Below are 21,938 nucleotides of genomic sequence, written 5' to 3'. Positions count from 1 at the left end.
GTTGGTTTAGGCTCCACAACTAAAGATATCAAGGGGCCGTGCATGCCGAAAAACGCGGATCAATCTGGCAACAGCAAAGAAAAGAGCGGAAAACCGGAACGTAAGGTCCCGCGTCACATCACTAAAGATCGGTTGCGCAATATCGCCCTCTATCATCTGGAGCGGTTCGCTACCAACGCTGAGAATTTACGCCGCGTTTTGTATCGGCGAGCCCTGAAGGCCGCGCGCCATCATGATACCAACCTCGAGGAAGCGAAAACCTGGATTAATGAAGTCGTCGATGCCTTAGTAAGATCGGGCGCAATCGACGATCAAGAATACGCCAATGCCAAGACGTTGACTTTAATACGCCGTGGGCAATCTCCGAGAAAAATACAGGCTTATCTTTCCTCAAAAGGTCTCGACAACGAGACAATAAAACGGGCTTTGGATATCGCATCTGAGAGCATCGTAGACCCGGATATGGAAGCGGCCCGTGCTTATGCCCTACGACGAAGATTTGGTCCTTACCGGACAACGACCCCCTCATCTGAGCAAAAACAGAAAGAACTCGCTGCACTTGGAAGAGCCGGTTTTCGTTATGACGTGGCACGTAAAATTGTTGATGCGACTGATGAAGACAAAATGGAATAGGAACGCTGCAGCTTTATCAGGCTTTATTTTTGCGGCTTGCTAAAACAGAATCTTCGGCACGTATACGAACACGCAACAGCGCAGCATTAAGAACAGAGAATACCAAGGCGATTTCCCACCCGTCGAACACGAGAGGCAGGAGGGCAATTTCACACACAACAACCACGTAATTCGGATGACGCACGAAACGATAGGGACCAGACATAACAAGAGGGGAAGAAGACACAGTAATAATGCGTGTAGTCCAATAGCGCCCGAGCGTCCGCAGCACCCATAATCGGCCAGCCTGCAACACGATATATAAGCCTAACAGAACCCAGTTTGGTTCAGCGCCGGTCAAAACAACCCAAATCAGTAAACTCACCAACCAGGCAGAATGGAGTATGAGAAAAAACTTATAGTGTTCCTCACCATGCTCCTCGCCCCCCTGCAATAGCAATGCGGCCGTATTAGATCGGTCTAGAAAAAGCTCCCCGATGCGTTGCGCTGTAACCAGTGCTAAAACTAAGTAACTTGCCCACTCCATCGCGTGCGGCCTCAGTACAAATTAAGCAGGGCAAAGGCGGCGGTAAAGCCTGGGCCGAGAGCTGTCATCATATGTCGGCCCCTATCCTGTGAGTCTAAAGCGCGCTTGAGCACCGCCAGTACCGTAACCGCAGACATATTCCCGTATGCTTTAAGAATAGCCCGAGCGTGCTGGAGTGCTTGCGGGTCCAAATCAAACGCGTGCTCTAAGGCACTCAAAACTTTATCGCCGCCCGGATGACACAGCACACCTGCCAGGCCCGATAAATCGAGATCATATTTCGACAGAAAATGATCCGTAACTGGCCGCAACTTCTGACTAACAAGATTTGGAATGGTGCGTGAAAACACAACTCCCAAACCATCATCCTCAACGCGCCAACCCATAACATCGCGTGTATTTGGCCATGTGTGCTCTGCCCAACCTTGAAGTTCAGCTTTTGGTTCTACTCCGGAGTCTAGACTCGAGCTCGCGGTACGAATCAAAACCGCTGCGGCACCGTCGCCAAAGATTGCGGTGCCGATAAAATTGGCTTTGCTAAGATCAGATGAGCGAAACGTCAGCCCACAGAGTTCCACGCAAAGAAAAAGCACCCATTGATCTGGAAGGCTTTGAGACACTGCAGCGGCCCTGGAGAGACCGATCACCCCGCCAGCGCACCCTAAACCAAAAATAGGAAGCCGTTGTGTATTGGGTAACAACCCCAAGGGTTCCTGAATCAATACATCTAAACTTGGCGTTACAACGCCGGTGCTCGACACAACCACAGTCGCCGCAACATTACTTGACTCCACACCGGCCTGATTAAGGCAAGACTGCCCTGCGTCCTGCAATAAGGTTGTGGCATTTTCTTCGTAGAGCTGTGTGCGCTCAGGCCACCCATGAGATTCCAAATACCAATCTAATGGAACGCAAGAGTGACGTGTTTCAACGCCAGCATTGCCATAGGCAGATGCCATTCTGCGAAAATAGTCTGGCTCTTCACCAAAAATCCTAGCGGCCTGTGCTTGTACTTCTGCCTGACGCATAACGTAAGGGGGGTAGGCCGTGCCGACGGCATAGATCTGAGTTGCAAATGAAGTGCTCATAATCATTGCAGGCTAGCAGAGCCAACGCGCTATGAATGCATTTTCGGGTGAAAAGAGTCTTTTAGAACCGCTGTTCACGCAACTTTGATGAAATCAGCCACAGCTTTAGACCAGGCCTCAGGCTGTTCATCCACAATATCATGGGTGCCGCCCTCTAACTCCATAAAAGCCATATCTGGCCTCAGGTCTCTCGCACGGCAACTTAGGTGATAAATGTCATCCCCTGTATTGGTGAGAATCAGAGTCGGCGTTTTGAGCCCCATAAAAGCTTCTGTGATGTCATACTCGTACGCCGCTTTATGACCATACCAGAACGTTTCCCCCGCCCACAGCGTCTGCAAAACATTACGATGCATAGCCTCGAGGTCGCTCCATCCTTCGGTCGCGGCCATGCGTGCGTTCCATCTCTTTTTCAGATGACTCCCGTCTGCTTCTATCGTCATCGGACCAGGGGCATTTACACGTGACTCTCGCTCCTCTTGGCTGAAGACCGGTGGGCCGTTAAGAATAACAGACTTAACCTTTTTCGGATTTTGATAGGCGAACTCACACACATTCGCTGCACCCGTGTGATGTCCCAATACATGCGCTGACTGTAATCCAAGAGCCTCAAGAACGGGTGCAAACGCAGTTGCATAGTCTTGAACGGAAGGCCGCTTTGCAGGAACATCAGAGCATCCGAACCCTGGCGTATCAATGCCAATAGCGCAAATGCCATGCGCTGCCAGAAACGGATACGCCTTGTTAAACATATTGGAAGAACTCGGTGATTGATGAGACAAAAGAAGCGGAACACCTTCCCCTATCACCTGATAGTGAATCTGCCCAGTCGGACCATTGGTGTAGGCACGACGCGGCCTCACAGAGACAATTCCTTGGCAGACCAGCACTTATAAACAGTCATACGTTACCCTCTAACGCATGCTCAGCCACCCAGCGCGACCAACGCTCGGCCTCTTCGAAAATGATATGAAATGTACCGCCTTCAATCTCGGTGTACCTAAAATCGGGTCTTAACTCTCTCAAATACGGCATTTTCTTATGGAGAACATCGCCTGAATTGGAGAGAACCACAGTCGGCACCTCAAGAGACTTATAATCTTTTTCCATGTCATATTTAAAAGCGGCATGATGCCCGAACCACTCTTTAGGCCCAGCCCAAAAGAACTGCACCAGCGACCAATGAATAGCCTCCGGCGTTGCTGAACCACCTGAGACTGAATTTGCCAACGCCCAGCGGTCTGTCAAATGACTTCCATCGTCACGTGGTGTCTGATCAAAGTGCGGCTTTGCGAGACGTTCAGCGCGGGCTTCTTCAGAATAGATTGGTACACCATGCAACAGCAGCTTCACCAGCTTGTCTGGATGATTGATCGCATAAGCTGTCGCGATAGATGCGCCAGTGTGATGGCCCAACATAATTGTTTGCTCGATGTTGAGAGCGTCGAGCGTCACAGCCAAAGACTCTGCGTAATCCTGCACTGTTGGTGGTGTATCCGGTCCATCGGACATGCCAAATCCCGGCGTATCGACGGCAATACACCTCAAACCATGCTCCACGAGATACGGCATCGCATTCTTGAACTGCAAAGATGACCACGCTGTCTGATGCAGCAACACAATTGGCTGAGCCTGGTGATCACCAAATTCCCGCACATGAACTTGGCCCATAGGCCCATCAATGTAATATTTCTTCATGAAGTCAGCATACGCGCCAGATTGAGTTGTCCAAATAAAAATAATGGTATGGTGTTCGTTTTGCGGATGTGCAAATTTTTACGCAGCTAGAAATCAAGAGACTCAATCCACAGGTAATGGAAATGGTTTAGGTGCCTGATCTTCAGGGATTGCCCCTGCCCCTGCAATAGCCTGCGGTCCCAACGCAGGCTCAAGCTCATTGTTGAGATAGATAACGGCGGCTGGCCGATCTTCGGCGTCGCAGACCGCCCAGGACACCCAAAGACCTTCATTACGGTCATATAAAATAAGATCAGGGTGTGATTGCGCTTGAAGCAGCGTATTTCGCAGGTCTTTTGTGTGTCCGACAAAAACCCACTGTGGCCGAACACCTCCATGCCAAAATGCTAGCAGGCCCCCGCCCTCTGGCATGGCTTGAATTGCGTCGTGATCCATATGCAGGAGTCTTGGAAAGGAGCCTCCACTCGGCAACCATGTTTCTCTCGCTGACTTTAGGGTCAAAGTCTCAGCGAGCTTACCAGAGAGTTTTGTGACCAGCCCCTTAAGCGCCACTTTTCACCTCTACCTCTTCAGATTTAAGCAGTAATCGATGTGCGAGCCATATATTGAGTCCAACAACAATTATGCCGCTAAATACAACATCACTTAGAAAATGAGCTCCTTCAGCCATACGTGTTATCCCCATCAGCGCCCCAAGAGCCAAACCTGATACAAACACAACGGCCCGACTTTCTTTAGGAACTAGAAAGGCGAATGCCGTTGTCCAAAAAGCGAGTGCCGCATGCCCAGACACGAAAGAACAGTTCCGCGTGCAAGCATCAGACAACCATAGCGCTGGTGTAAACACATCTTGACCACCAAAAGCCATGATATCGCGTGGACGGGCCCGCCCGACATACACTTTGAGTACACTTTCAACGATAAGTCCCGGCCCCAAGGCCAGCGTCAAAATAAGATAGAGTATTTTTCGACCTGTTAGGCTCCAGATATATTGCTTTAAAGCCCGCCCAGCGGTCCACAAGGCAATACTGAACAATAGCGCGCCTATAATAAGGGGGGGAACACCACTGCGCGCAAACTGCATGAGATTGGTTCGCTTAACCCATAAGGAAGTCGCAGTATCAAAAAACAAACTGCTCGCCCAGATATCGATCATAGGAAACAAAATCAGCAAAGCTGCCATGGCAACAGCTGTTTTCCACGGATGCGCCCAAACCTTACTGAAGCCGGGAACAGTCATCTGTCATAGCCTTGGAAATCACTTAGGAGATAAGCGTTTAACCGCAACACATCACCAGAATAAGCCCGGGATCTAAACGTCGCGATCAACTGCGACTCAGAAAATGACGTCGCTGCATAATCAGGCTGATCATGTCGAATAATGTAAAGAAAATTCTGGCCGACAGAATCATCAATACGTGTCGTCATTTCGTAATGATTGTTCTTTTGATTTTTCGGATTCCACATCACAGAATCGAACGGATGAGGTTGAACGTAGTAAAGGAGTTCAGACATAACCTTTCGGTCATCAAACAACAGAGTTACTTCTGGGTGGTCACGGCGCAATCCCTCAACCCAATCCCCTGCATGATCCCACCCCCGCATGCGCCGTGCTGGATCAAGATCAGGTGTAATAGAGATATCCAAAGCCCGTACAATTAAATCAAAGTTATAGAATGCCGCCGCGGCCAGCACGTGCAGTGCTAAAGACCCCTTGAGCAGATTTAATTTTCGCACGTGTAGTAGTTCACCCACCACAAACACGGTAGCTGCAATATACGCAGTCGCTGCCCAGTTGGCATGTGCGCGGGTTAAAAATGCCTCGACAACGATTAAAGTTATAACGGGCAGAGAAAACGCCAACAGAAGCCTTTGGGAGTCGGAGATTTCATGACCAGACCGCGTCTTCATAACCAAACGCAAAACCAGCACGATAAAAGCCACGAATAGTATTGGCCCAAACACACCAAGCTGGCTAGCCAGAAACTCTAAGGCTTTAAGAGGATTAACAAGATCTTCCCCAATGTTGATGTTCTCTCCCGTGTGCAGATAACTGGGAAATCCATTAGACCAATTCCACCATAGATTCGGGGCGTAAATGAGAAGTCCGATTGCAGCTGCCGTCCAAAAAACAGGCCGCCTCCAGAACACGCCCACCTCCTTTTGCGAATAGGGCTTGCGGATAATGGCAAGGACAACAAAACTCAGAAAAAAGAAGACCATGGCGTACTTGCTAAGAAGTCCGAAGCCGAGCGCCACTCCGAGCAACAGCCACCATTTCCAAGAATTAGACACTTCAGCTTTGATAAAAGCCAAGAAGGCCAAAGACCACAAAAACAACAGAAAGACGTCTGTCGAGATGATGACAGCCGACAGGCTAACACCAGGAAGCGTTACGTAGGTCACCGCTGCCCAAAACCCCGACCGACCGGAGTACAACGCCTGACCAATCGCAAACACAACCATAGCCGTTGCGCCATGCACCACAGGGGCCGCCATTCTTATGCAACCCTCTCCGTCTCCACACACAGCAGTCGTCCCCGCAATTGCCCAGGCAATCACTGGGGGTTTAGAAAAATACCCAAACGCAAGGTCCTGAGCCCAAGTCCAATATTGGGCCTCGTCAAAAAAGAGAGGGATGGAAGAGGAAAAAATGACAAGCACGCGAAACAACGTGACGGCAAGAACAACCGCAAACGCGATTGTTGCCCAAGTCGGATGATTTTCATCCGCTGTTGGCTGTGGTGTCATAGGCGTTAGCCGTCTTCGCGGTGAAACAAATAGGTTGTACCAAGGAGAGCGGCAACAGCTGTGGGTGCCCATGCCGCCAATGGAAGCGGTAAAATGGCTGACAATCCCAGCGCATAGGTAAGTCTAGAAAAAAAATACAACATGAACCCTGCGCCCAAGCCTGCAAGCCCGCGACGCGTCCACCCCCCAAGACGATTGTTTGTGGTTAAGTAGAAGGCTGAAGCAACCAGAATCATGGCGCAGAACATAAAGGGGGATGCTAAAAGAGAATGCCAATACAAACGATGCGGACGGGTAGCAAATCCGGCATCTTCAGAAAACTTGATAAACTGGGGCAACTCCCAAAAAGACATTGTTTCCGGCGCCGCGAAACTCTCCTGAACTTGATCAATAGAAATGGTCGTGGGGAGGAAGAGTTCTGTATGAAAGACAGAACTAACGCCCGGGGCACTCTCCCAGACTTCGTCTAACCTGAAAAAACCCTCAAGCAGCTGACCTTTTTTTGCCTCAAACCGGCGCACGAAGCGATCCGTCTTGTCCAGTTCAAAAAGGCTCACCTCGGTGATGAATAGAACGCTCCCGTCTTGGCGAACACTGCGGGCATGCACCACCGCTTGCTTATCATCTGAACTTTCTCTCAGCCATAACCCTCCCACACCAATATTAAGAGTGTTGGAACGTTTAAAAAATAACTCATCCTTAAGCTGCTCATAGGTTTGATACAAACTTGCAGAAAACGGATTAACGACCATGAGGTTGAAAACACCCATTGCCGCAACAAGAAACAAAGTAGGCGCTAAAAACTGCCAAACCGAAACACCGGCAGATCGCATGACAACCAACTCGGAATTGCGCGCCAATCTAAACAGGGCGAACATCATACCAATCATCACAGCAAATGGCAGAACATCCTGAAGCGTATGCGGGAGTTTCAGGGCCGCCAACCCGACCAGCATGCCCAACCCCAAGTCTTCAGCGGTCACAGACCGTCTCACCAACTCAATAAGGTCAAACAACATGATCAAGCCCATCACCACCAGCAGCACACTCGCAAATGCGACAATGAACTGCCAGCCAATATAGAGTGATAAAGTGGGGTAGAGCCTATTCAAGAGTGTTGGCCTATCTTCGAAAGGAACATATCTTCACCATACGTTAAATCTCATGTCCCGTGAACGGGTGAGAAAACCCATACCTCGCGCACGGGCCTTGGCAAACCAAATCGGGTCAATCTGATGGTCAAACTCAATAAAATTTATACGCGAACCGGCGATGAGGGTGAAACAGGCATTGGGGATGGGTCACGCCTTCCAAAACATGCGTTGCGTGTCTCCGCCTATGGGGACGTTGACGAAGCGAATGCGGTGATAGGCATAGCTTTAAGCGAACTCAACAAAAGTAGCTCAAACCCTAAAATTGCTGCGACCTTGTTGCGTATTCAAAACGATCTGTTCGATCTAGGCGCAGACTTATGTGTTCCGGAACAAGATGGTGAAGAACCCGGCACATGTTTACGCATCACTCAAGCCCAGATTGAGGCTTTAGAAACTGATATTGATGACCTCAACGAATCTCTGTCGCCTTTGACCTCCTTTGTATTGCCAAGCGGAACAGTCTCAGCGGCTCACCTTCATCACGCCCGTACGGTCGTGCGACGTACAGAACGCATGATGACGGCTCTAGCGGCAGAAGAACACGTAAATACCGCTGCCATGAAGTACATAAACCGCTTATCTGACCTCCTTTTCGTCATGGCACGGGTCGTCAATCTGGCGGAAGGTGGAGACATTCTCTGGCGACCGGGCGGTGAACGTTGAACTGAGTCCTGCAAGGGTGCCGATATCGCGATAAAGCAGGCTTAAAATTCTATAATTGTTAGGTTTTAAGCCTTTAAAAGCATGCTGCAATGCAACAATTGGGCGTTGACTAACCCCAGCCAAAGGATTAGGTCTTTATCCCTTTTTGGGCGGCTAGTGTGGCTAAAAAAGCCACACTAGCCGCTAAGGTGCTTAATTTTTCGCCATTATAAACGGAACCGAAAATATGAAGGTCCTGGTCGCCGTCAAACGAGTGGTCGATTACAACGTCAAAGTTCGCGTTAAAGCGGATAATTCAGGCGTTGAACTCGCCAACGTCAAAATGTCTATGAACCCTTTTGACGAGATTGCTGTCGAAGAAGCCGTTCGCCTCAAGGAAGCCGGAACGGTTGAAGAAATTGTTGCCGTTAGTATGGGCGTTCAACAGTGTCAGGAAACCATTCGCACGGCGCTTGCCATGGGGGCAGATCGGGGGATTTTGGTTCACACCGATGATGAATTGCAGCCGCTCGCGGTCGCAAAACTGCTCAAGGCTTTGGTCGAGAAAGAAAGCCCTGATCTTGTCGTGGTGGGGAAACAGGCGATCGACGATGACGCCAATCAGACTGGCCAAATGCTGGCTGCGTTATTGGGATGGCCACAAGGAACTTTTGCGTCAAAAGTGGAACTGTCTGACGGCACGGCCACAGTCACCCGAGAGGTTGATGGTGGATTGGAAACCGTCGCTCTCACAATGCCGTGTGTCGTGACGACCGACTTGCGCCTCAATGAACCCCGCTATGCATCACTTCCGAACATCATGAAGGCCAAGAAAAAGCCTATCGATACAATCACGCCAGAAGACCTGGGCGTGGATACAACCCCACGCATCATATCGTTAAAAGTGGAAGAGCCTGCAAAACGATCTGGCGGCGTTAAAGTTGCCGATGTCGCAGAGCTTGTCGACAAACTCCGCAACGAAGCGAAGGTGATCTCATGACCAGCCTTGTCATAGCTGAACACGATAACAAAGACCTCAAACCTTCAACGCTGACCACAATAACAGCCGCAAATCAGATCGGTGGCGATATTCATATTCTGATTGCAGGATCAAACTGCGCTGCGGTTGCAGAGCAAGCGGCCAAGATTGCAGGCGTAAGCGCAATCAAGGTGGCTGATGATGCCCAATACGAGCATCAACTTGGCGAACCTGTGGCAGCCTTAGTAAAAAGTGTGGCTGGCGATTACAGTCATATTCTGGCGCCGGCCACAACGTTTGGTAAAAATTTTATGCCACGCGTTTCTGCGCTGCTGGACGTTGCACAGGTCTCAGATATCTCAGCCGTCGTTTCAGCAGATACCTTTATTCGCCCAATCTACGCTGGCAACGCAATGGCCACCGTACAAAGTAAAGACAAAACTGTCCTGATTACTGTGCGCGGCTCAACCTTCGACAAAGCGGCGGCAGAAGGCGGCTCCGCAGCTATTGAAAGCGTTTCAGCGGCAGAAGACCCAAAAATTTCGACATTTGTAGGTCAGGAATTATCGAAATCAGAGCGGCCTGAGTTGACCTCAGCAGGAATAGTTATTTCCGGCGGCCGCGGCGTCGGTAGTTCAGAGAACTTCGCAATTATCGAAACACTTGCAGACAAACTTGGCGCTGCTGTAGGTGCCTCACGGGCTGCTGTAGATGCCGGATATGTCCCCAACGATTATCAGGTTGGTCAGACCGGAAAAATTGTCGCACCTGACCTCTACATTGCCATCGGCATTTCTGGCGCGATCCAGCACCTTGCCGGGATGAAAGACAGTAAAGTTATTGTCGCAATCAACAAAGACGAGGAAGCGCCCATTTTCCAGATCGCCGACTATGGACTGGTAGGCGATTTGTTCGATGTGGTTCCCCAACTCTCTGACGCTCTCTAATTTAAGCTCCTCTGAAGGAAAACAAGATGAACGATGATAGCGGCCGTGCTTCGCAGGCCAGAAAGGATGAAAGCAGAGTGTCCAAATCTGATTACGAAATCAAAACCATTGGCATTATCGGTGCTGGCCAAATGGGAAGCGGCATTGCACACGTCAGCGCACTGGCTGGGTACAATGTTAAAGTCTTTGATATCAGCGAAGACCAACTTAAGAACGCGCTGTCAGGCATAGATAATAATATCTCCCGTCAAGTAGCAAAAGGTCGCGTCACTGAAGAAGCCAAAAAAGATGCGCTGGCCAAAATCACAACGGGTTCAGCATTGGAATTCATGGCCGATGCTGATTTGGTTATCGAAGCCGCAACAGAGCGAGAAGACGTTAAACACAAAATCTTCAAAGACATCTGTCCGATTTTGAAAAGTGATGCAATCCTCTGCTCGAACACGTCTTCAATTTCAATCACAAGACTGGGCGCAGGTACTGATCGTCCAGAACGGTTTATGGGCCTTCACTTCATGAACCCGGTTCCAGTGATGAAACTGGTCGAACTTATTCGCGGCATTGCAACAGCAGAAGACACCTTCTCAACAGTGCGCGGAGTAGCAGAGAGACTGGGCAAGCAGACTGTTTCATCTGAAGACTTCCCGGCCTTTATCGTTAACCGCATTCTTATCCCTATGATTAACGAAGGAATTTACACCTTGTATGAGGGTGTTGGTTCCGTATCAGCCATCGACACAGCCATGAAGCTCGGGGCCAACCATCCGATGGGCCCGTTGGAACTGGCTGACTTTATTGGCCTCGACACCTGCCTGTCGATTATGTCTGTCCTATATGAGGGGCTGGCTGACTCTAAATACCGCCCCTGCCCGCTTCTGGTCAAATACGTTGAAGCAGGCTGGCTGGGCCGTAAATCGGGCAAAGGCTTCTACGATTATTCCGGCGACGAGCCTGTGCCAACCCGCTAATTCAAATGCAGCATATCTAAGCGTACATGCTTACTATGAACGGTCTCCGCTCCAACGGAGGCCGTTCTTGTTTTTAGACCGATATTTTAGCTAGGGGATCAGGCAACCTGTGCAGGACTTAACGTTAGGCATACGGCCTTATATTCTGCTGACAGCGCTGTGCTTGGCCTTGTTTCTGCCCGGCATTTCCACTGTGCCTCCGACAGACAGAGACGAAGCCCGCTTTATGCAGGCAACAAAGCAGATGTTGGAAACTGGCGATCTGATCAACATCCGTTTCCAGGAGGAGCCTCGCACTAAAAAACCAGTGGGCATTCACTGGCTACAATATGCATCGGTGAAGATTTTTGCAGAGACGCAACAGAATACAGCGTGGATGTATAGAGTCCCGTCTGCCATCTCGTCTTGGCTCGCCGTGATCTGTGTATTCTTGCTCGGATGCAAACTCTTTAAGGGTCCTAATGGAATGCGGGCCGGGCTGATCGCAGCCAGCCTAACCGCTTGCACTTTACTCATGATCGTTGAAGCGCATCTCGCCAAGACAGACGCCACCCTTCTGCTCACAGTTGTCCTCGCGCATATGGGGCTAGCGCAGTATTATCAGGCGACAATCGAATGCAGACCAAGAATAAGTGCATTCTTTTTGCTATGGGGCGGCATCGGCGCAGGACTGCTGATTAAAGGCCCAGTGATCGTAGCGATTGTGCTAGCCACAGCCCTTGCGTTGTCCGCAGCTGATAAAAATTTCAGATGGCTCCGCAACACACACCCACTATTTGGTTTTTTATTCGCGGCGACATTCATTCTGCCTTGGACAATTGCTGCGTCAATGAGTGGAGATGGGAACGTTATCCTAACGTCTCTATCCGAAGACTTCTTCCCGAAGCTCATTGGCGGCTCAGAGGGACACGGCGCATTCCCAGGTATGCATTTACTTTTGTCGCCCATAACGCTTTGGCCCGCATCCTTGATTATTCTTCCAGGACTGGTTTTAGCGTGGCGACAGCGCCATACGCCGGCTATCCGTTTCGCTCTCGCCTGGGCCGGAGCGACCTGGCTGATGTTTGAACTGGTGCCGACCAAACTCCCGCATTACATCCTGCCCATCGTGCCCGCACTTGCCCTGGCCGTCGCTGGGGCAATGTCCAACAGCACGACCAAGACAGCGCGCTGGGGATCTGCACTCTGGGCGATTGTGACGGTCCTCCTCGTTGGCGGCTGCCTATGGGCGTCGGCGACTTATTCGGGCTCAATCGCCATTACAGTGGTCTTTGCAGCCTGTCTGCTGAGTATTCTATATGCCTTGTGGAGTCATAAAACCGAAAAGCTTCTTCTTGTGCCTGTTACCGCAATTGTCACCAGCGGTCTGCTGTTTGGTGGCATTCTGCCTAACTTAACTGACCTTGCTTTAAGTCCGCGCATTGCAAAGGTGATTGCACAGCACCGCCACGGCAGCCGCGATCCTGTCGTGCTGACTCACTTTCAAGAGCCTTCGGCTGTATTTTTGCTTGGCACCAACACAATTATCACGAACGTCGACAGTGCGGCTGATCAACTTACAAATAGGCAAGACGCCCTAGCCGTCATTTCGAGCTCTCAACGCGACCTGATGACCGAAGCTTTATTCGCAAATCAAAGAGAGCTTGTTCCCCTAGACAGCATAGCTGGCTACAACTATTCAAAAGGCAGATCAGAAACGCTTTTAATTATTCGCAGCACCGACTTAGCAGTACCGTAATGAGTTCAGCACTTAAACTTTTATCCCCTGACCTGAAACGCTTGGGATTCTGGTTTTTGTGGGTCACGGCAGTGTCGCTGCCTTTCATCCTCTTTTGGGACAAGCCCTTAGCGTGGTACTTTGAAGAACAATTAGACAGAAGCATCCATACTCTTATGGGTGACATCACTGAAGCCGCCAACAGTGCAATCTGGTTTAGCATCGCCTTCATTGGTATAGCGGCCTGTCTCGTCTTAGCCCGCAGCGCTAAGAACGCCGAAACCGTTTTAACACTCAAGAGACATGCCAGATCGTGGGGCTTTATGATCATTTCAATGGCAACTGCCGCAGTCGTGATTAATGCCCTGAAGCTCATTACGGGTCGGTATCGGCCACGCTACTTGTTCAATGACAACATCTTCGGGTTTGAGCCATTTGGGGTTGCTCTGAAAATGGCCAGCTTTCCATCGGGCCATGCGCAATCCATCTGGTCTGCCATGGTCGCATTGTCTTTTCTGACTCCGCGCTACACGCCTGCTTATATAGCAGTCGCCCTTACCGTCAGCATGAGCCGTTTTTTGACCGCTGTGCATTTCGTAAGCGATGTGATCATGAGTGGATTCATTAGCGTGGCGGTCGCCGTGTTGCTGCGACGCTGGTTTGAACGAAATGGTCAGTCGATCCAGTTAAATCAGCACTAGTCTTTTGGGCTCATCATTTGAACAAAAAGAGCTCTGAACTCAGGAGCATCCCATTCAGCCGTTCCCTCTAATCTGGCAACTTCGCGACCGTCGGATCCAATAATAAGGGTCGTTGGTAACCCCCGGACCTGAGCTTCACGAGCAAACGTGCTGCCGTCAGACACATAAAGATCCAGGTTTGACCAACCGTTTTTTTCAATAAACGGCTGAGCAACTCGGGCCCCCTCACGGTCCTGGGATAAGGCAATCACATGAAACCCATCACCACCTAAGTCAGCTTCCAGAGTATCAAGAGTCGGCATTTCGCGAATACACGGCGCACACCATGTCGCCCACAAATTCACCACCAAGACCTTCCCAACGAAGTCTGAGAGACGAATATCTGTGCCATTGCCGTCTTGAAAAGCGGTCTCAGGGGCGGCTAGCGGCTCCTCATGCCATTTTAACTTGTCAATTCCCGACTCCGCGGCTCTGGACATAGGCGCAGACACGATGGTAAGCACCGCCATTAGCGCAAGTGCGGCGATGCTGTGCACCGAAACTTTAGAGACCTTCGGCATTTACTCGTCCTTCTAAACTGCCACGTATGGCAAGAGGTGACTCATGACCAGCCAGATTTGGGGCGGTCGGTTCTCCGGCGGTCCGTCTGACATAATGGAAGCAATTAATGCGTCGATCGACTTCGATCAGCGCCTTGCCAAGCAGGACATCAGGGGCTCCCGCGCGCACTGCGCGATGCTTGTTGCCCAAGGCATCCTGTCCAAAGAAGATGGCAACGCCATTATGGACGGACTTCTGAAGATTGAAAAAGACATAAGCGACGGAAGCTTCACGTTCAAGCGCTCCTTAGAAGACATTCACATGAATATCGAAGCCCGACTGAGCCAGCTGATAGGTGAGCCAGCCGGGCGCCTACATACAGCGCGCTCTAGGAACGACCAAGTTGCGACCGATTTCAGGCTTTGGGTTCGGTCAGCCATCGATACTTTAGATGATCAACTCAAAGGTCTCCAGACGGCTCTGATTGATAAAGCAGAAGCCCATGCCGAAACGATCATGCCTGGCTTTACGCATCTGCAGGCCGCTCAGCCCGTCACCTTTGGTCATCATTTGCTGGCGTATGTTGAAATGATCGGGCGCGACAGAGGCCGCTTCCAGGACGCCAGAAGGCGGCTAAACGAGTGTCCGCTTGGTGCTGGCGCGCTGGCGGGAACCTCTTTTCCGCTTGATAGAGAGCGCACCGCCAAAGATCTCGATTTCGCACGCCCCATGGCCAACTCTCTGGACGCTGTATCAGACAGAGACTTCGCCCTCGAATTTCTTTCAACAGCGTCGATCCTGTCTGTACACCTTTCACGACTGGCTGAAGAATTGGTCATCTGGGCCAGTGCTCAGTTTAGATTTGTGTCCTTTACGGATGCTTTCTCGACTGGCAGCTCAATGATGCCGCAAAAACGTAATCCGGATGCGGCGGAGTTGGTGCGCGGCAAAGTCGGGCGAGTGGTTGGCGCCATGAACGGCCTGCTGATGGTCGTCAAAGGGCTGCCGCTGACCTATTCGAAAGATATGCAGGAAGATAAAGAACCCGTTTTCGACACGTTCGATACTTTGGAACTTTGTGTCGCTGCCACCACAGGCATGATCGGTGATATACGCGTCAACGAAGACGCCATGCGGCTGGCCGCAGGAGCCGGATATACAACCGCGACAGACCTTGCCGATTGGTTGGTCAGAGAGAAAGACGTTGCCTTCAGAGACTCACATCACATTGCTGGCGAAGTCGTAAAAGTCGCTGAGACGAAACAATGTGACCTGGAAGACCTCACGGCAGAGGATTTGGCTGCCGTTGATGAACGGCTGACAGCAGATGCGCTTGGGATTTTATCCGTAGAATCATCGGTCAACAGCCGAACAAGTTATGGCGGTACGAGTCCGGTTAACGTGAGAGCTCAAATCGACAATGCCAGAACACGTTTCTTGGTGGGAGACGAGAAATGACCCGGCTTAAAGGGTCTACCCTCCTAACCGTTCTTATGCTCGTACTCTGCACGACAGGATTGTCAGCTTGCGGCAAGAAAAGCGCGCTGACTCCGCCACCTGGATCGGAGTATCCAAAACAATATCCGCGCCAGTAAGAAGCTAGGCTTAACACATGAACCACTTCCAATATCGTGACGGTATTCTTCATGCAGAAGACGTTCCGATACCTGAAATAGCGGCTGCGGTGGGCACACCGTTTTACTGTTACTCATCAGCAACGCTCACCCGCCACTATCGTGTCTTTACCGATGCCCTAACAGGGCTAGATACCATGGTGTGTTTTTCCGCAAAAGCAAACGGCAATCTCGCTGTTTTGAAATTGCTCGGTGATCTTGGAGCAGGCTGTGACGTGGTGTCTGGCGGTGAATTTAAGCGCGCCCTCGCCGCCGGTATCCCCGCAGAAAAAATTGTGTTCTCCGGCGTTGGCAAAACAGAAGAAGAGTTGGCCTTTGCTGTCGAGAATGGTGTTGGCCAAATTAACGTGGAATCAGAATCAGAACTGAACCACCTCAACACCATCTCGGTTGCATTGGGAAAGCGGGCACCAATCGCCTTGCGGGTTAATCCTGACGTTCACGCAGAAACCCACGACAAAATTTCAACCGGTCGAAAAGAAGATAAGTTTGGCGTGGCCTGGGACGATGCGCCGAAACTTTATAGCTTAGCCAACGCTATGCCCGGTCTCGATGTCCGTGGCGTTGCGGTCCACATTGGCTCACAAATCACAAACCTCGCCCCCTTCGAGGCAGCTTTTGCAAAAGTCGCAGGCTTGGTCACGGATTTACGGGACCTGGGCATTGATATCCGCACTGTCGATCTGGGCGGCGGCCTTGGCGTTCCTTACAAGAGAGACAACGACACCCCCCCCAGCCCGGAAGAATACGGCCAAGTGGTGCGCCGGACCGTTGGGGATTTGGGGTGTAAAATTCTATTCGAGCCCGGTCGGGTGATTGCAGCAAACGCAGGTATTCTGGTTACCAAAGTCATTTACCTTAAGCACGGCGAAACCAAAGAGTTTGTGATTGTTGACGCCGCCATGAACGACCTCATACGACCGGCCATGTACGATGCCCATCATGATGTTCTGCCGGTCACTGAACCATCGGCGGGAGCCCCTGTTACTAATATGGATATTGTAGGGCCAATCTGTGAAACTGGAGACCGATTCGTCCGCGACACTCGTTTATCGCTGCCAAACGAAGGGGACCTCATCGCCTTCACGACTGCTGGCGCATATGGCGCTGTCATGTCATCGACTTATAATGCCAGACCTCTTGTTCCCGAAGTGCTGGTCAAAGAGGCAGAGTTTGCGGTGGTCCGCCGCCGTCCGCCCGTCGAAGACCTCTGGGCTTTGGAGAGTCTCCCGGACTGGGCAACGGAGAATTCCAGAGTTTAATGCCAACTGGGAATTGAACCGTCGGTCGGCTCGGGCCTACACTGGCGCATGACCCAAGATTGGAAACAATTACTGCAACTGCGGCGGCTGATCAGCCGACGTCTATCATTGGCACGCATGAGCCTGCTGATAGAGCGCCTCAGCGCGGCCCTCTGTGTTCCTGTCTTCATCATCGGCATATTTATCGCCGTCGGATTGTTTGATCTCCTCCCTCTGCTCCCGAGTATCGCTCATGGCCTTGTTTTGGTGGCCGCCACCAGCGCAATTTTATGGTCAGGCTATATTGGACTTTCAAAATTTTCTTGGCCAACGACGTTAGAGGCGCGTCACGCTCTTGAAAGCTCGTCTGGTGTTGATCATCGCCCGCTGACGGCGTGGGAAGACAACCTCAGCTACAAAGCTGACCGCAGCCAGAACCGGCTTTGGATGGCGCACCGGTTGCGTATGCGTCCTTTGATTGAGCGTTTAAAAGCACCTTTCCCACGTTCGGTCTTTGCGTTACGGGACCACTACGCCCTGCGCAGCATTGTCGTGATCTTATGTGTTGTTGGAGCCATCTCAGCGCGAGACGATATCGCGCCACGTTTTATCCGTGCACTAAATCCAGCACTTGCCGCAGATACCGGACCTGTGGATGTTAAGGTTTGGTTGACTCCTCCCGCATATACGAACCGACCGCCAGTCCTACTTGATCCGGCGATGGAAAAAGCTTCAGCCACGGCCATCACCGTGCCAGTCGGAACCACTGCCCTGGCCGTTGTGACGGGAACCAAACGCCCGACGCGATTGGTCGTTGAAGACACAGTCATCGAGTTGCTCTCAATGGATGACTCCAGCCTGCGGTATGAAGGCCCGTTACCTAGCGGCGAACGCTTAGACGTCAGGCAATCTGGCAAAACACTCGCATCCTGGGATTTGAAACCATTAGCAGACGCACCACCGACAATCGCCATCGCAGAACCACCTCAGGAAACCGGTCGTTCCCGTCTCAGCATTCGCTATACCGCGAAAGATGATTATGGCATCACCTCAGTCACTGCTCGGTTAGAGCGTCCATTTGAGACACGCCCTTACGCAAAAAATTGGGCTAAAAATTTCTCGATTTCAGTTCCCCCGCTCTCAACAACAGAAGTGAATCACCACTCTTTTCACGACCTAACGGCGCACCCGTGGGCAGGCGAAACTGTGAACCTCGCCCTTACGGCAAAAGATGCAGCAGGACAAACCGGTGCAAGTGACACTGTTGAATTTCGTTTGCCTGAGCGGTCTTTCTCACACCTGGTGGCCGCTACAATTATTCAGTACCGCAAAGACCTCATCAACGATCCCTCAACCGCGCGCATGGCAGCGCGAGCCTTGAGCCGATTGATGGAGGTTCCTGAAGGATATGGGGGAGATGTCATTGCCCACTTGGCAATGGCCAGTGCCAAAAACCGCCTCAACCTCCAAGATGCAACAGACGTATTAGACGGCGTCATCGATCTAATGTGGCAAGCCGCCATCCGTATGGAAGATGGTGCCATGGCGGTTGCAGAACAAGCTCTGGATGCTGCTGAAGAGGCCCTGAGCGAAGCCATTGAGAATGGCGCCTCTCCAGAAGAAATAAGTCGCCTTATAGAACGGCTCCAACGCGCTTTGGTCGAGTACTATCAGGCTCTGGCTGAAAAAATGCCAGAGGGCAGTTTTCCCCTGAGCGACCAGGGTGAATTGCAAACAATGGGATCGGAAGACTTAGCGCAAATGATGGAGCAGTTGCGTGAACTCTCACAATTGGGCGCGGAAGAAGCCGCAAAAGAGATGCTGGCTGATCTGCGCAATATGCTCGAAACTTTGCGAAATGCTGCCCTGTCACCCATGACCAATCCCGACGTGGAAGCGGCGCGTCAGATGATGGAAGAGCTAAAACAGATCACTGAAGAGCAATCCGAGATGCTCAATTCATCCTTTGAGCAAGCACGCCAACGCGCCTTGCAGCAGAACCAGGAAGACTCATCTGACACAACCCAAAGCCAGCCTCAGTCCGAGCAACAAGGGCAAGAGGGTGAAACGGCTCAATCCGATCCCAGCAGGGCAGAATCAGGTGAAGGTGCCGCCAAGGAGCAAGACAACCTGCGGCAGCGTTTGGGAGACCTTATGGGGCGTATGGCAGAAATGACGGGCCAAGTGCCCGGAGAGTTAGGCGATGCGGACTCTTCGATGCGGAGCGCAGAATCCGCTTTGCGCGAAGAATCCTGGCGTCAAGCCTCAGATGCCCAGGCCCAGGCTCTGGCCAACCTTCAGTCGGGCATGCAGGGCGCCGCTCAACAGATGATGCAAGCCTTAGCTGAACAGGGGTTAGCTGGTCTTATTCCGCTCCCTGGTCAAGGTGGTCAGCCCTTTGGAGCCCTCGGCCAAAATCTTGGCCCCGATCAGGAAGATGATCTAGAACTCCCCACGCAGCCAGATACCCGGGGACTCTCCCAAAGATCACGTGAAATATTAGACGAGATACGGCGGCGGGCCGGTCAGCGGTTGCGGCCTCAAGAGGAACGTCAATATTTACGACGCCTCCTGGAGCAGTTTTAGTCCCAATCCACTTTCAAGCTCGTTGCAGATTCAACGGGCAGCTGTAACTCTATGCGGTATGGCTGCGTTGAGTTTGGATCAATCGTCGGTGATGATGGGGCGGCAGATGTCTCCTGCACGACATTATTGTCTTTATCAATTAGCATCAATTTGACATTTGGCACCGGCTGAATGTTCGGGCTCAAGTTTGTAACGAACCCAGACACAACAAGAGTCTGTACACCGCCCTTCATGATACGAACAGGCACGGGTGACGACAGCCGTAGTCCTTCGGCAGAATCATCATCCAGACCAAGCGCCTCATAAACACCATTAATTCCGGGCCACAGATCACTCAATTGATCACGAGCCGCGAACAAAACACTCCCGATAAGGCCAACAACGACGGTCATCACCACTGCAGTGACGTACGCAGGGTCCAAGGGTTTACTTTTTTTGGTTGGTTTCTTTTTCTTAGGCTTATCGCTCTCGCTTTGTTCATCGTCCTCATCTTCGGCGAGATCGTCATCCTCTGGGTCGTCTTCATCATCTGAAGCGGCACTTCCCCCGAAGTCAGGGCGATCATCGTCCGGATCAACTAATTCGTCTGCATCATCTTCATCGCCTTCTTCGCCCTCACCGCGCTCCGCCTGATGGAAAGCATCATCATCTTCGTCGTCGGCTAGATCATCGCGGTCCAACTCATCATCGTCGCCAGCACCACGCTCAGCCTGATGGAAAGAATCATCGTCATCCAAGGAGTCATCGTTTGAATCATTTTCCTCAATACCTGCGGGGGCTTGACCTGGACCACCGCTGGCGCCACCCTCTTCGTCCTCGCCCAGCATCGACTGACCCGGGCCGCCATTCGCGCCTTCCTCTGGCGCACCACCCTGGGCTCCACCTGCATGTTCGCTGCCATCCAGCATAGACACCGCGACGCCCCCAGGCGCATTGATATCACCACCCATTTGCGATTGAGCCGCCCCCCCTGGGCCGCCGACCGTTTCACCCGAGAGCATTGACCGGGCACCTTGCCCAGAAGCTTGCACCTGCTGACCCGTCAATTGAGAAACCGCCCCGGCACCGGGACCAGACATCGGATCCCGCCCCATCATACTTTGTCCTGGGACTGGCGGTGGCGCTGCCGCACCACTCATAGCGCCTGGGGCAGCTCCAGGGGCGCCGCCCATAGCGCCTGGGGCCGCTCCAAGAGCGCCACCCATAGCAGCGCCTCCACCTGCTATAGCCGAGGCTCCCGGCATCGCTGCGGGCAGTGCACCGGGCATCCCAGGCATGCCTGGAATACCTGTTGCAGCCGCGCTGGGGTCACGGTCTAACCAAGAGATAGGCTTCTCCGCAGGTCCGGCAGGCGCTTCTTCACCTTTTAGGGATTTTCCTGGCGCAGGATATCCCGGTTCTTGCGCTTGAGGTGCAGCTCCTGGGCCACCGACCGCCCCTTGTTCGCCAGCATATCCGGCATCTGCACTTTGCGGCGCAGCGCCTGGACCACCAGTCGCTCCCGGTTCCATGCCTGGCTGGTTCCAGCCCTGCTGGTCGGTGTTTGACTGTTCCATCGGCATAGCACCAGCTTGGCCCTGATACTCTGGCTGTTTCTCCATCCACGAAACGGCTTCTTCACCCGTCGCGGTTGCCCCAGCTTGGTCTCGCATGGATTTACCTGCGAGTGCGGCCGCCTGCGGGCCGCCATGACCGCCATCGTCACCGGAAGCGATTGAGGTCGCCTTTCCCGGCGGCGCACTCCCCGGCCCACCCGTAGCGCCTTGCTCTAAGGCAGCGTTTGCGGCTGCGGCGACAGCCGCCGTATCAGGCGTGCGACTGCCGCCCCCGGATTTTGCGGCAGCCTGTGCTGTTGGCCCTGCTGCAGCTGCATCGGGTTTTTTGGCCGCGCCCCCCATATCTTTGGAAGCGTCTTTTTTTGTCTCCGCCAACACGTCTGCAAGATCAATTTCATCAACCACAGCCGCTTGAAACCACGAATGGCCACATGTGGCGCATTTGAGACTTCTGCCTTTGCGGCCAAGCAGCTGAGTGGGAATCTCAAAACCTGCGGTACAATTTGGGCACGTGATACGCATGCAAGGTCCTGTGTTGGATACCGCTTGAGTATACCATATAAAGTGTTTTACCCAG

20 protein-coding genes are annotated in these 21,938 nt (G+C 52.0%); 10 read left to right on the top strand and 10 right to left on the bottom strand.

Features of this window, described 5'->3' with window-relative positions; genetic code table 11:
• The first annotated feature begins 42 nt into the window (after positions 1-42).
• Positions 43-633, top strand: coding sequence for a RecX family transcriptional regulator (locus RIC29_01795; GenBank protein MEQ8733629.1), 591 nt, complete (start codon positions 43-45; stop codon positions 631-633).
• Positions 634-649: 16 nt separating this feature from the next.
• On the opposite strand, the gene RIC29_01790 is transcribed toward RIC29_01795, so the two are convergent.
• The 8 genes from RIC29_01790 to lptG all read right to left on the bottom strand — a co-directional run bounded on the left by RIC29_01790 (position 650) and on the right by lptG (position 7,808).
• Positions 650-1,159 carry an isoprenylcysteine carboxylmethyltransferase family protein gene (locus tag RIC29_01790; protein ID MEQ8733628.1) on the bottom strand — a complete coding sequence of 170 codons (510 nt, stop codon included), beginning with the start codon at positions 1,157-1,159 and terminating at the stop codon, positions 650-652.
• A gap of 11 nt (positions 1,160-1,170) precedes the next feature.
• Positions 1,171-2,247, bottom strand: a complete 1,077-nt coding sequence (locus RIC29_01785) for a type III polyketide synthase (protein MEQ8733627.1) — start codon at positions 2,245-2,247, stop codon at positions 1,171-1,173.
• A 74-nt stretch (positions 2,248-2,321) separates the two neighbouring features.
• Positions 2,322-3,110 carry an alpha/beta hydrolase gene (locus RIC29_01780; protein ID MEQ8733626.1) on the bottom strand — a complete coding sequence of 263 codons (789 nt, stop codon included), beginning with the start codon at positions 3,108-3,110 and terminating at the stop codon, positions 2,322-2,324.
• Positions 3,111-3,147: 37 nt separating this feature from the next.
• Positions 3,148-3,945, bottom strand: coding sequence for an alpha/beta fold hydrolase (locus RIC29_01775; GenBank protein ID MEQ8733625.1), 798 nt, complete (start codon positions 3,943-3,945; stop codon positions 3,148-3,150).
• A gap of 102 nt (positions 3,946-4,047) precedes the next feature.
• Entirely contained in the window at positions 4,048-4,380 is a 333-nt protein-coding gene (locus RIC29_01770) for a hypothetical protein (protein MEQ8733624.1), read from the bottom strand.
• A gap of 106 nt (positions 4,381-4,486) precedes the next feature.
• Positions 4,487-5,185: a phosphatase PAP2 family protein gene (locus RIC29_01765; protein MEQ8733623.1), complete on the bottom strand. Its 699-nt coding sequence runs from the start codon at positions 5,183-5,185 to the stop codon at positions 4,487-4,489.
• On the bottom strand, positions 5,182-6,696 hold the full coding sequence (locus RIC29_01760) for a glycosyltransferase family 39 protein (GenBank protein ID MEQ8733622.1): 1,515 nt from the start codon (positions 6,694-6,696) through the stop codon (positions 5,182-5,184). The genes RIC29_01765 and RIC29_01760 overlap by 4 nt, the downstream gene beginning before the upstream one ends.
• 5 nt (positions 6,697-6,701) lie before the next feature.
• Complete coding sequence (gene lptG / locus RIC29_01755) at positions 6,702-7,808, bottom strand: LPS export ABC transporter permease LptG (protein ID MEQ8733621.1); 1,107 nt, start codon at positions 7,806-7,808, stop codon at positions 6,702-6,704.
• A gap of 123 nt (positions 7,809-7,931) precedes the next feature.
• Between lptG and RIC29_01750 the strand changes: the two genes are divergently transcribed.
• The 6 genes from RIC29_01750 (at position 7,932) to RIC29_01725 (ending at position 13,804) form a co-directional block, all read left to right on the top strand.
• Positions 7,932-8,513, top strand: a complete 582-nt coding sequence (locus RIC29_01750; protein MEQ8733620.1) for a cob(I)yrinic acid a,c-diamide adenosyltransferase — start codon at positions 7,932-7,934, stop codon at positions 8,511-8,513.
• A gap of 226 nt (positions 8,514-8,739) precedes the next feature.
• Positions 8,740-9,492, top strand: a complete 753-nt coding sequence (locus RIC29_01745; GenBank protein ID MEQ8733619.1) for an electron transfer flavoprotein subunit beta/FixA family protein — start codon at positions 8,740-8,742, stop codon at positions 9,490-9,492.
• A complete protein-coding gene (locus tag RIC29_01740) occupies positions 9,489-10,418 on the top strand; it encodes an FAD-binding protein (protein MEQ8733618.1) in 930 nt (309 codons plus the stop codon). Before RIC29_01745 ends, RIC29_01740 begins: the two co-directional genes overlap by 4 nt.
• A 26-nt stretch (positions 10,419-10,444) precedes the next feature.
• Positions 10,445-11,386: a 3-hydroxybutyryl-CoA dehydrogenase gene (locus tag RIC29_01735; GenBank protein MEQ8733617.1), complete on the top strand. Its 942-nt coding sequence runs from the start codon at positions 10,445-10,447 to the stop codon at positions 11,384-11,386.
• Between the two features lie 109 nt (positions 11,387-11,495).
• Positions 11,496-13,124, top strand: coding sequence for a glycosyltransferase family 39 protein (locus RIC29_01730; protein MEQ8733616.1), 1,629 nt, complete (start codon positions 11,496-11,498; stop codon positions 13,122-13,124).
• Positions 13,124-13,804: a phosphatase PAP2 family protein gene (locus RIC29_01725; GenBank protein MEQ8733615.1), complete on the top strand. Its 681-nt coding sequence runs from the start codon at positions 13,124-13,126 to the stop codon at positions 13,802-13,804. The genes RIC29_01730 and RIC29_01725 overlap by 1 nt, the downstream gene beginning before the upstream one ends.
• On the opposite strand, the gene RIC29_01720 is transcribed toward RIC29_01725, so the two are convergent.
• Positions 13,801-14,364, bottom strand: coding sequence for a TlpA disulfide reductase family protein (locus tag RIC29_01720; protein MEQ8733614.1), 564 nt, complete (start codon positions 14,362-14,364; stop codon positions 13,801-13,803). The genes RIC29_01725 and RIC29_01720 overlap by 4 nt on opposite strands.
• A 43-nt stretch (positions 14,365-14,407) precedes the next feature.
• Here RIC29_01720 and argH point away from each other — a divergent pair, with 43 nt between their 5' ends.
• From argH to RIC29_01705, 3 genes are all read left to right on the top strand, one after another.
• Positions 14,408-15,802 carry an argininosuccinate lyase gene (gene argH / locus RIC29_01715; GenBank protein MEQ8733613.1) on the top strand — a complete coding sequence of 465 codons (1,395 nt, stop codon included), beginning with the start codon at positions 14,408-14,410 and terminating at the stop codon, positions 15,800-15,802.
• A 154-nt stretch (positions 15,803-15,956) separates the two neighbouring features.
• Entirely contained in the window at positions 15,957-17,240 is a 1,284-nt protein-coding gene (gene lysA, locus RIC29_01710; GenBank protein ID MEQ8733612.1) for a diaminopimelate decarboxylase, read from the top strand.
• A gap of 48 nt (positions 17,241-17,288) precedes the next feature.
• A complete protein-coding gene (locus RIC29_01705; GenBank protein MEQ8733611.1) occupies positions 17,289-19,805 on the top strand; it encodes a TIGR02302 family protein in 2,517 nt (838 codons plus the stop codon).
• Here RIC29_01705 and RIC29_01700 read toward each other — a convergent pair.
• Complete coding sequence (locus RIC29_01700; GenBank protein ID MEQ8733610.1) at positions 19,802-21,883, bottom strand: DUF3426 domain-containing protein; 2,082 nt, start codon at positions 21,881-21,883, stop codon at positions 19,802-19,804. The two genes, RIC29_01705 and RIC29_01700, sit on opposite strands and share 4 nt — an antisense overlap.
• Positions 21,884-21,938: the final 55 nt, after the last annotated feature.

It is taken from the genome of Rhodospirillaceae bacterium, from assembly GCA_040219235.1.
In the GTDB taxonomy this organism is placed as follows: Bacteria; Pseudomonadota; Alphaproteobacteria; order Rhodospirillales; family Rhodospirillaceae; genus WLXB01.
The sequence above is the reverse complement of the archived record's forward strand: the minus strand, read 5'-3'. Positions and strand labels throughout refer to the sequence as shown.

Bases quoted from the DNA above. Each gene is read 5' to 3' on its own strand.
- RIC29_01735 (MEQ8733617.1), top strand. From the start codon at position 10,445: ATGAACGATGATAGCGGCCGTGCTTCGCAGGCCAGAAAGGATGAAAGC.
- RIC29_01765 (MEQ8733623.1), bottom strand. From the start codon at position 5,185: ATGACTGTTCCCGGCTTCAGTAAGGTTTGGGCGCATCCGTGGAAAACA.
- lysA (MEQ8733612.1), top strand. From the start codon at position 15,957: ATGAACCACTTCCAATATCGTGACGGTATTCTTCATGCAGAAGACGTT.
- RIC29_01795 (MEQ8733629.1), top strand. From the start codon at position 43: ATGCCGAAAAACGCGGATCAATCTGGCAACAGCAAAGAAAAGAGCGGA.
- RIC29_01760 (MEQ8733622.1), bottom strand. From the start codon at position 6,696: ATGACACCACAGCCAACAGCGGATGAAAATCATCCGACTTGGGCAACA.
- RIC29_01740 (MEQ8733618.1), top strand. From the start codon at position 9,489: ATGACCAGCCTTGTCATAGCTGAACACGATAACAAAGACCTCAAACCT.
- RIC29_01785 (MEQ8733627.1), bottom strand. From the start codon at position 2,247: ATGAGCACTTCATTTGCAACTCAGATCTATGCCGTCGGCACGGCCTAC.
- RIC29_01705 (MEQ8733611.1), top strand. From the start codon at position 17,289: ATGACCCAAGATTGGAAACAATTACTGCAACTGCGGCGGCTGATCAGC.
- RIC29_01700 (MEQ8733610.1), bottom strand. From the start codon at position 21,883: ATGCGTATCACGTGCCCAAATTGTACCGCAGGTTTTGAGATTCCCACT.
- RIC29_01790 (MEQ8733628.1), bottom strand. From the start codon at position 1,159: ATGGAGTGGGCAAGTTACTTAGTTTTAGCACTGGTTACAGCGCAACGC.
- RIC29_01725 (MEQ8733615.1), top strand. From the start codon at position 13,124: ATGAGTTCAGCACTTAAACTTTTATCCCCTGACCTGAAACGCTTGGGA.
- RIC29_01720 (MEQ8733614.1), bottom strand. From the start codon at position 14,364: ATGCCGAAGGTCTCTAAAGTTTCGGTGCACAGCATCGCCGCACTTGCG.
- RIC29_01745 (MEQ8733619.1), top strand. From the start codon at position 8,740: ATGAAGGTCCTGGTCGCCGTCAAACGAGTGGTCGATTACAACGTCAAA.
- RIC29_01750 (MEQ8733620.1), top strand. From the start codon at position 7,932: ATGGTCAAACTCAATAAAATTTATACGCGAACCGGCGATGAGGGTGAA.
- RIC29_01770 (MEQ8733624.1), bottom strand. From the start codon at position 4,380: ATGGATCACGACGCAATTCAAGCCATGCCAGAGGGCGGGGGCCTGCTA.
- argH (MEQ8733613.1), top strand. From the start codon at position 14,408: ATGACCAGCCAGATTTGGGGCGGTCGGTTCTCCGGCGGTCCGTCTGAC.
- RIC29_01775 (MEQ8733625.1), bottom strand. From the start codon at position 3,945: ATGAAGAAATATTACATTGATGGGCCTATGGGCCAAGTTCATGTGCGG.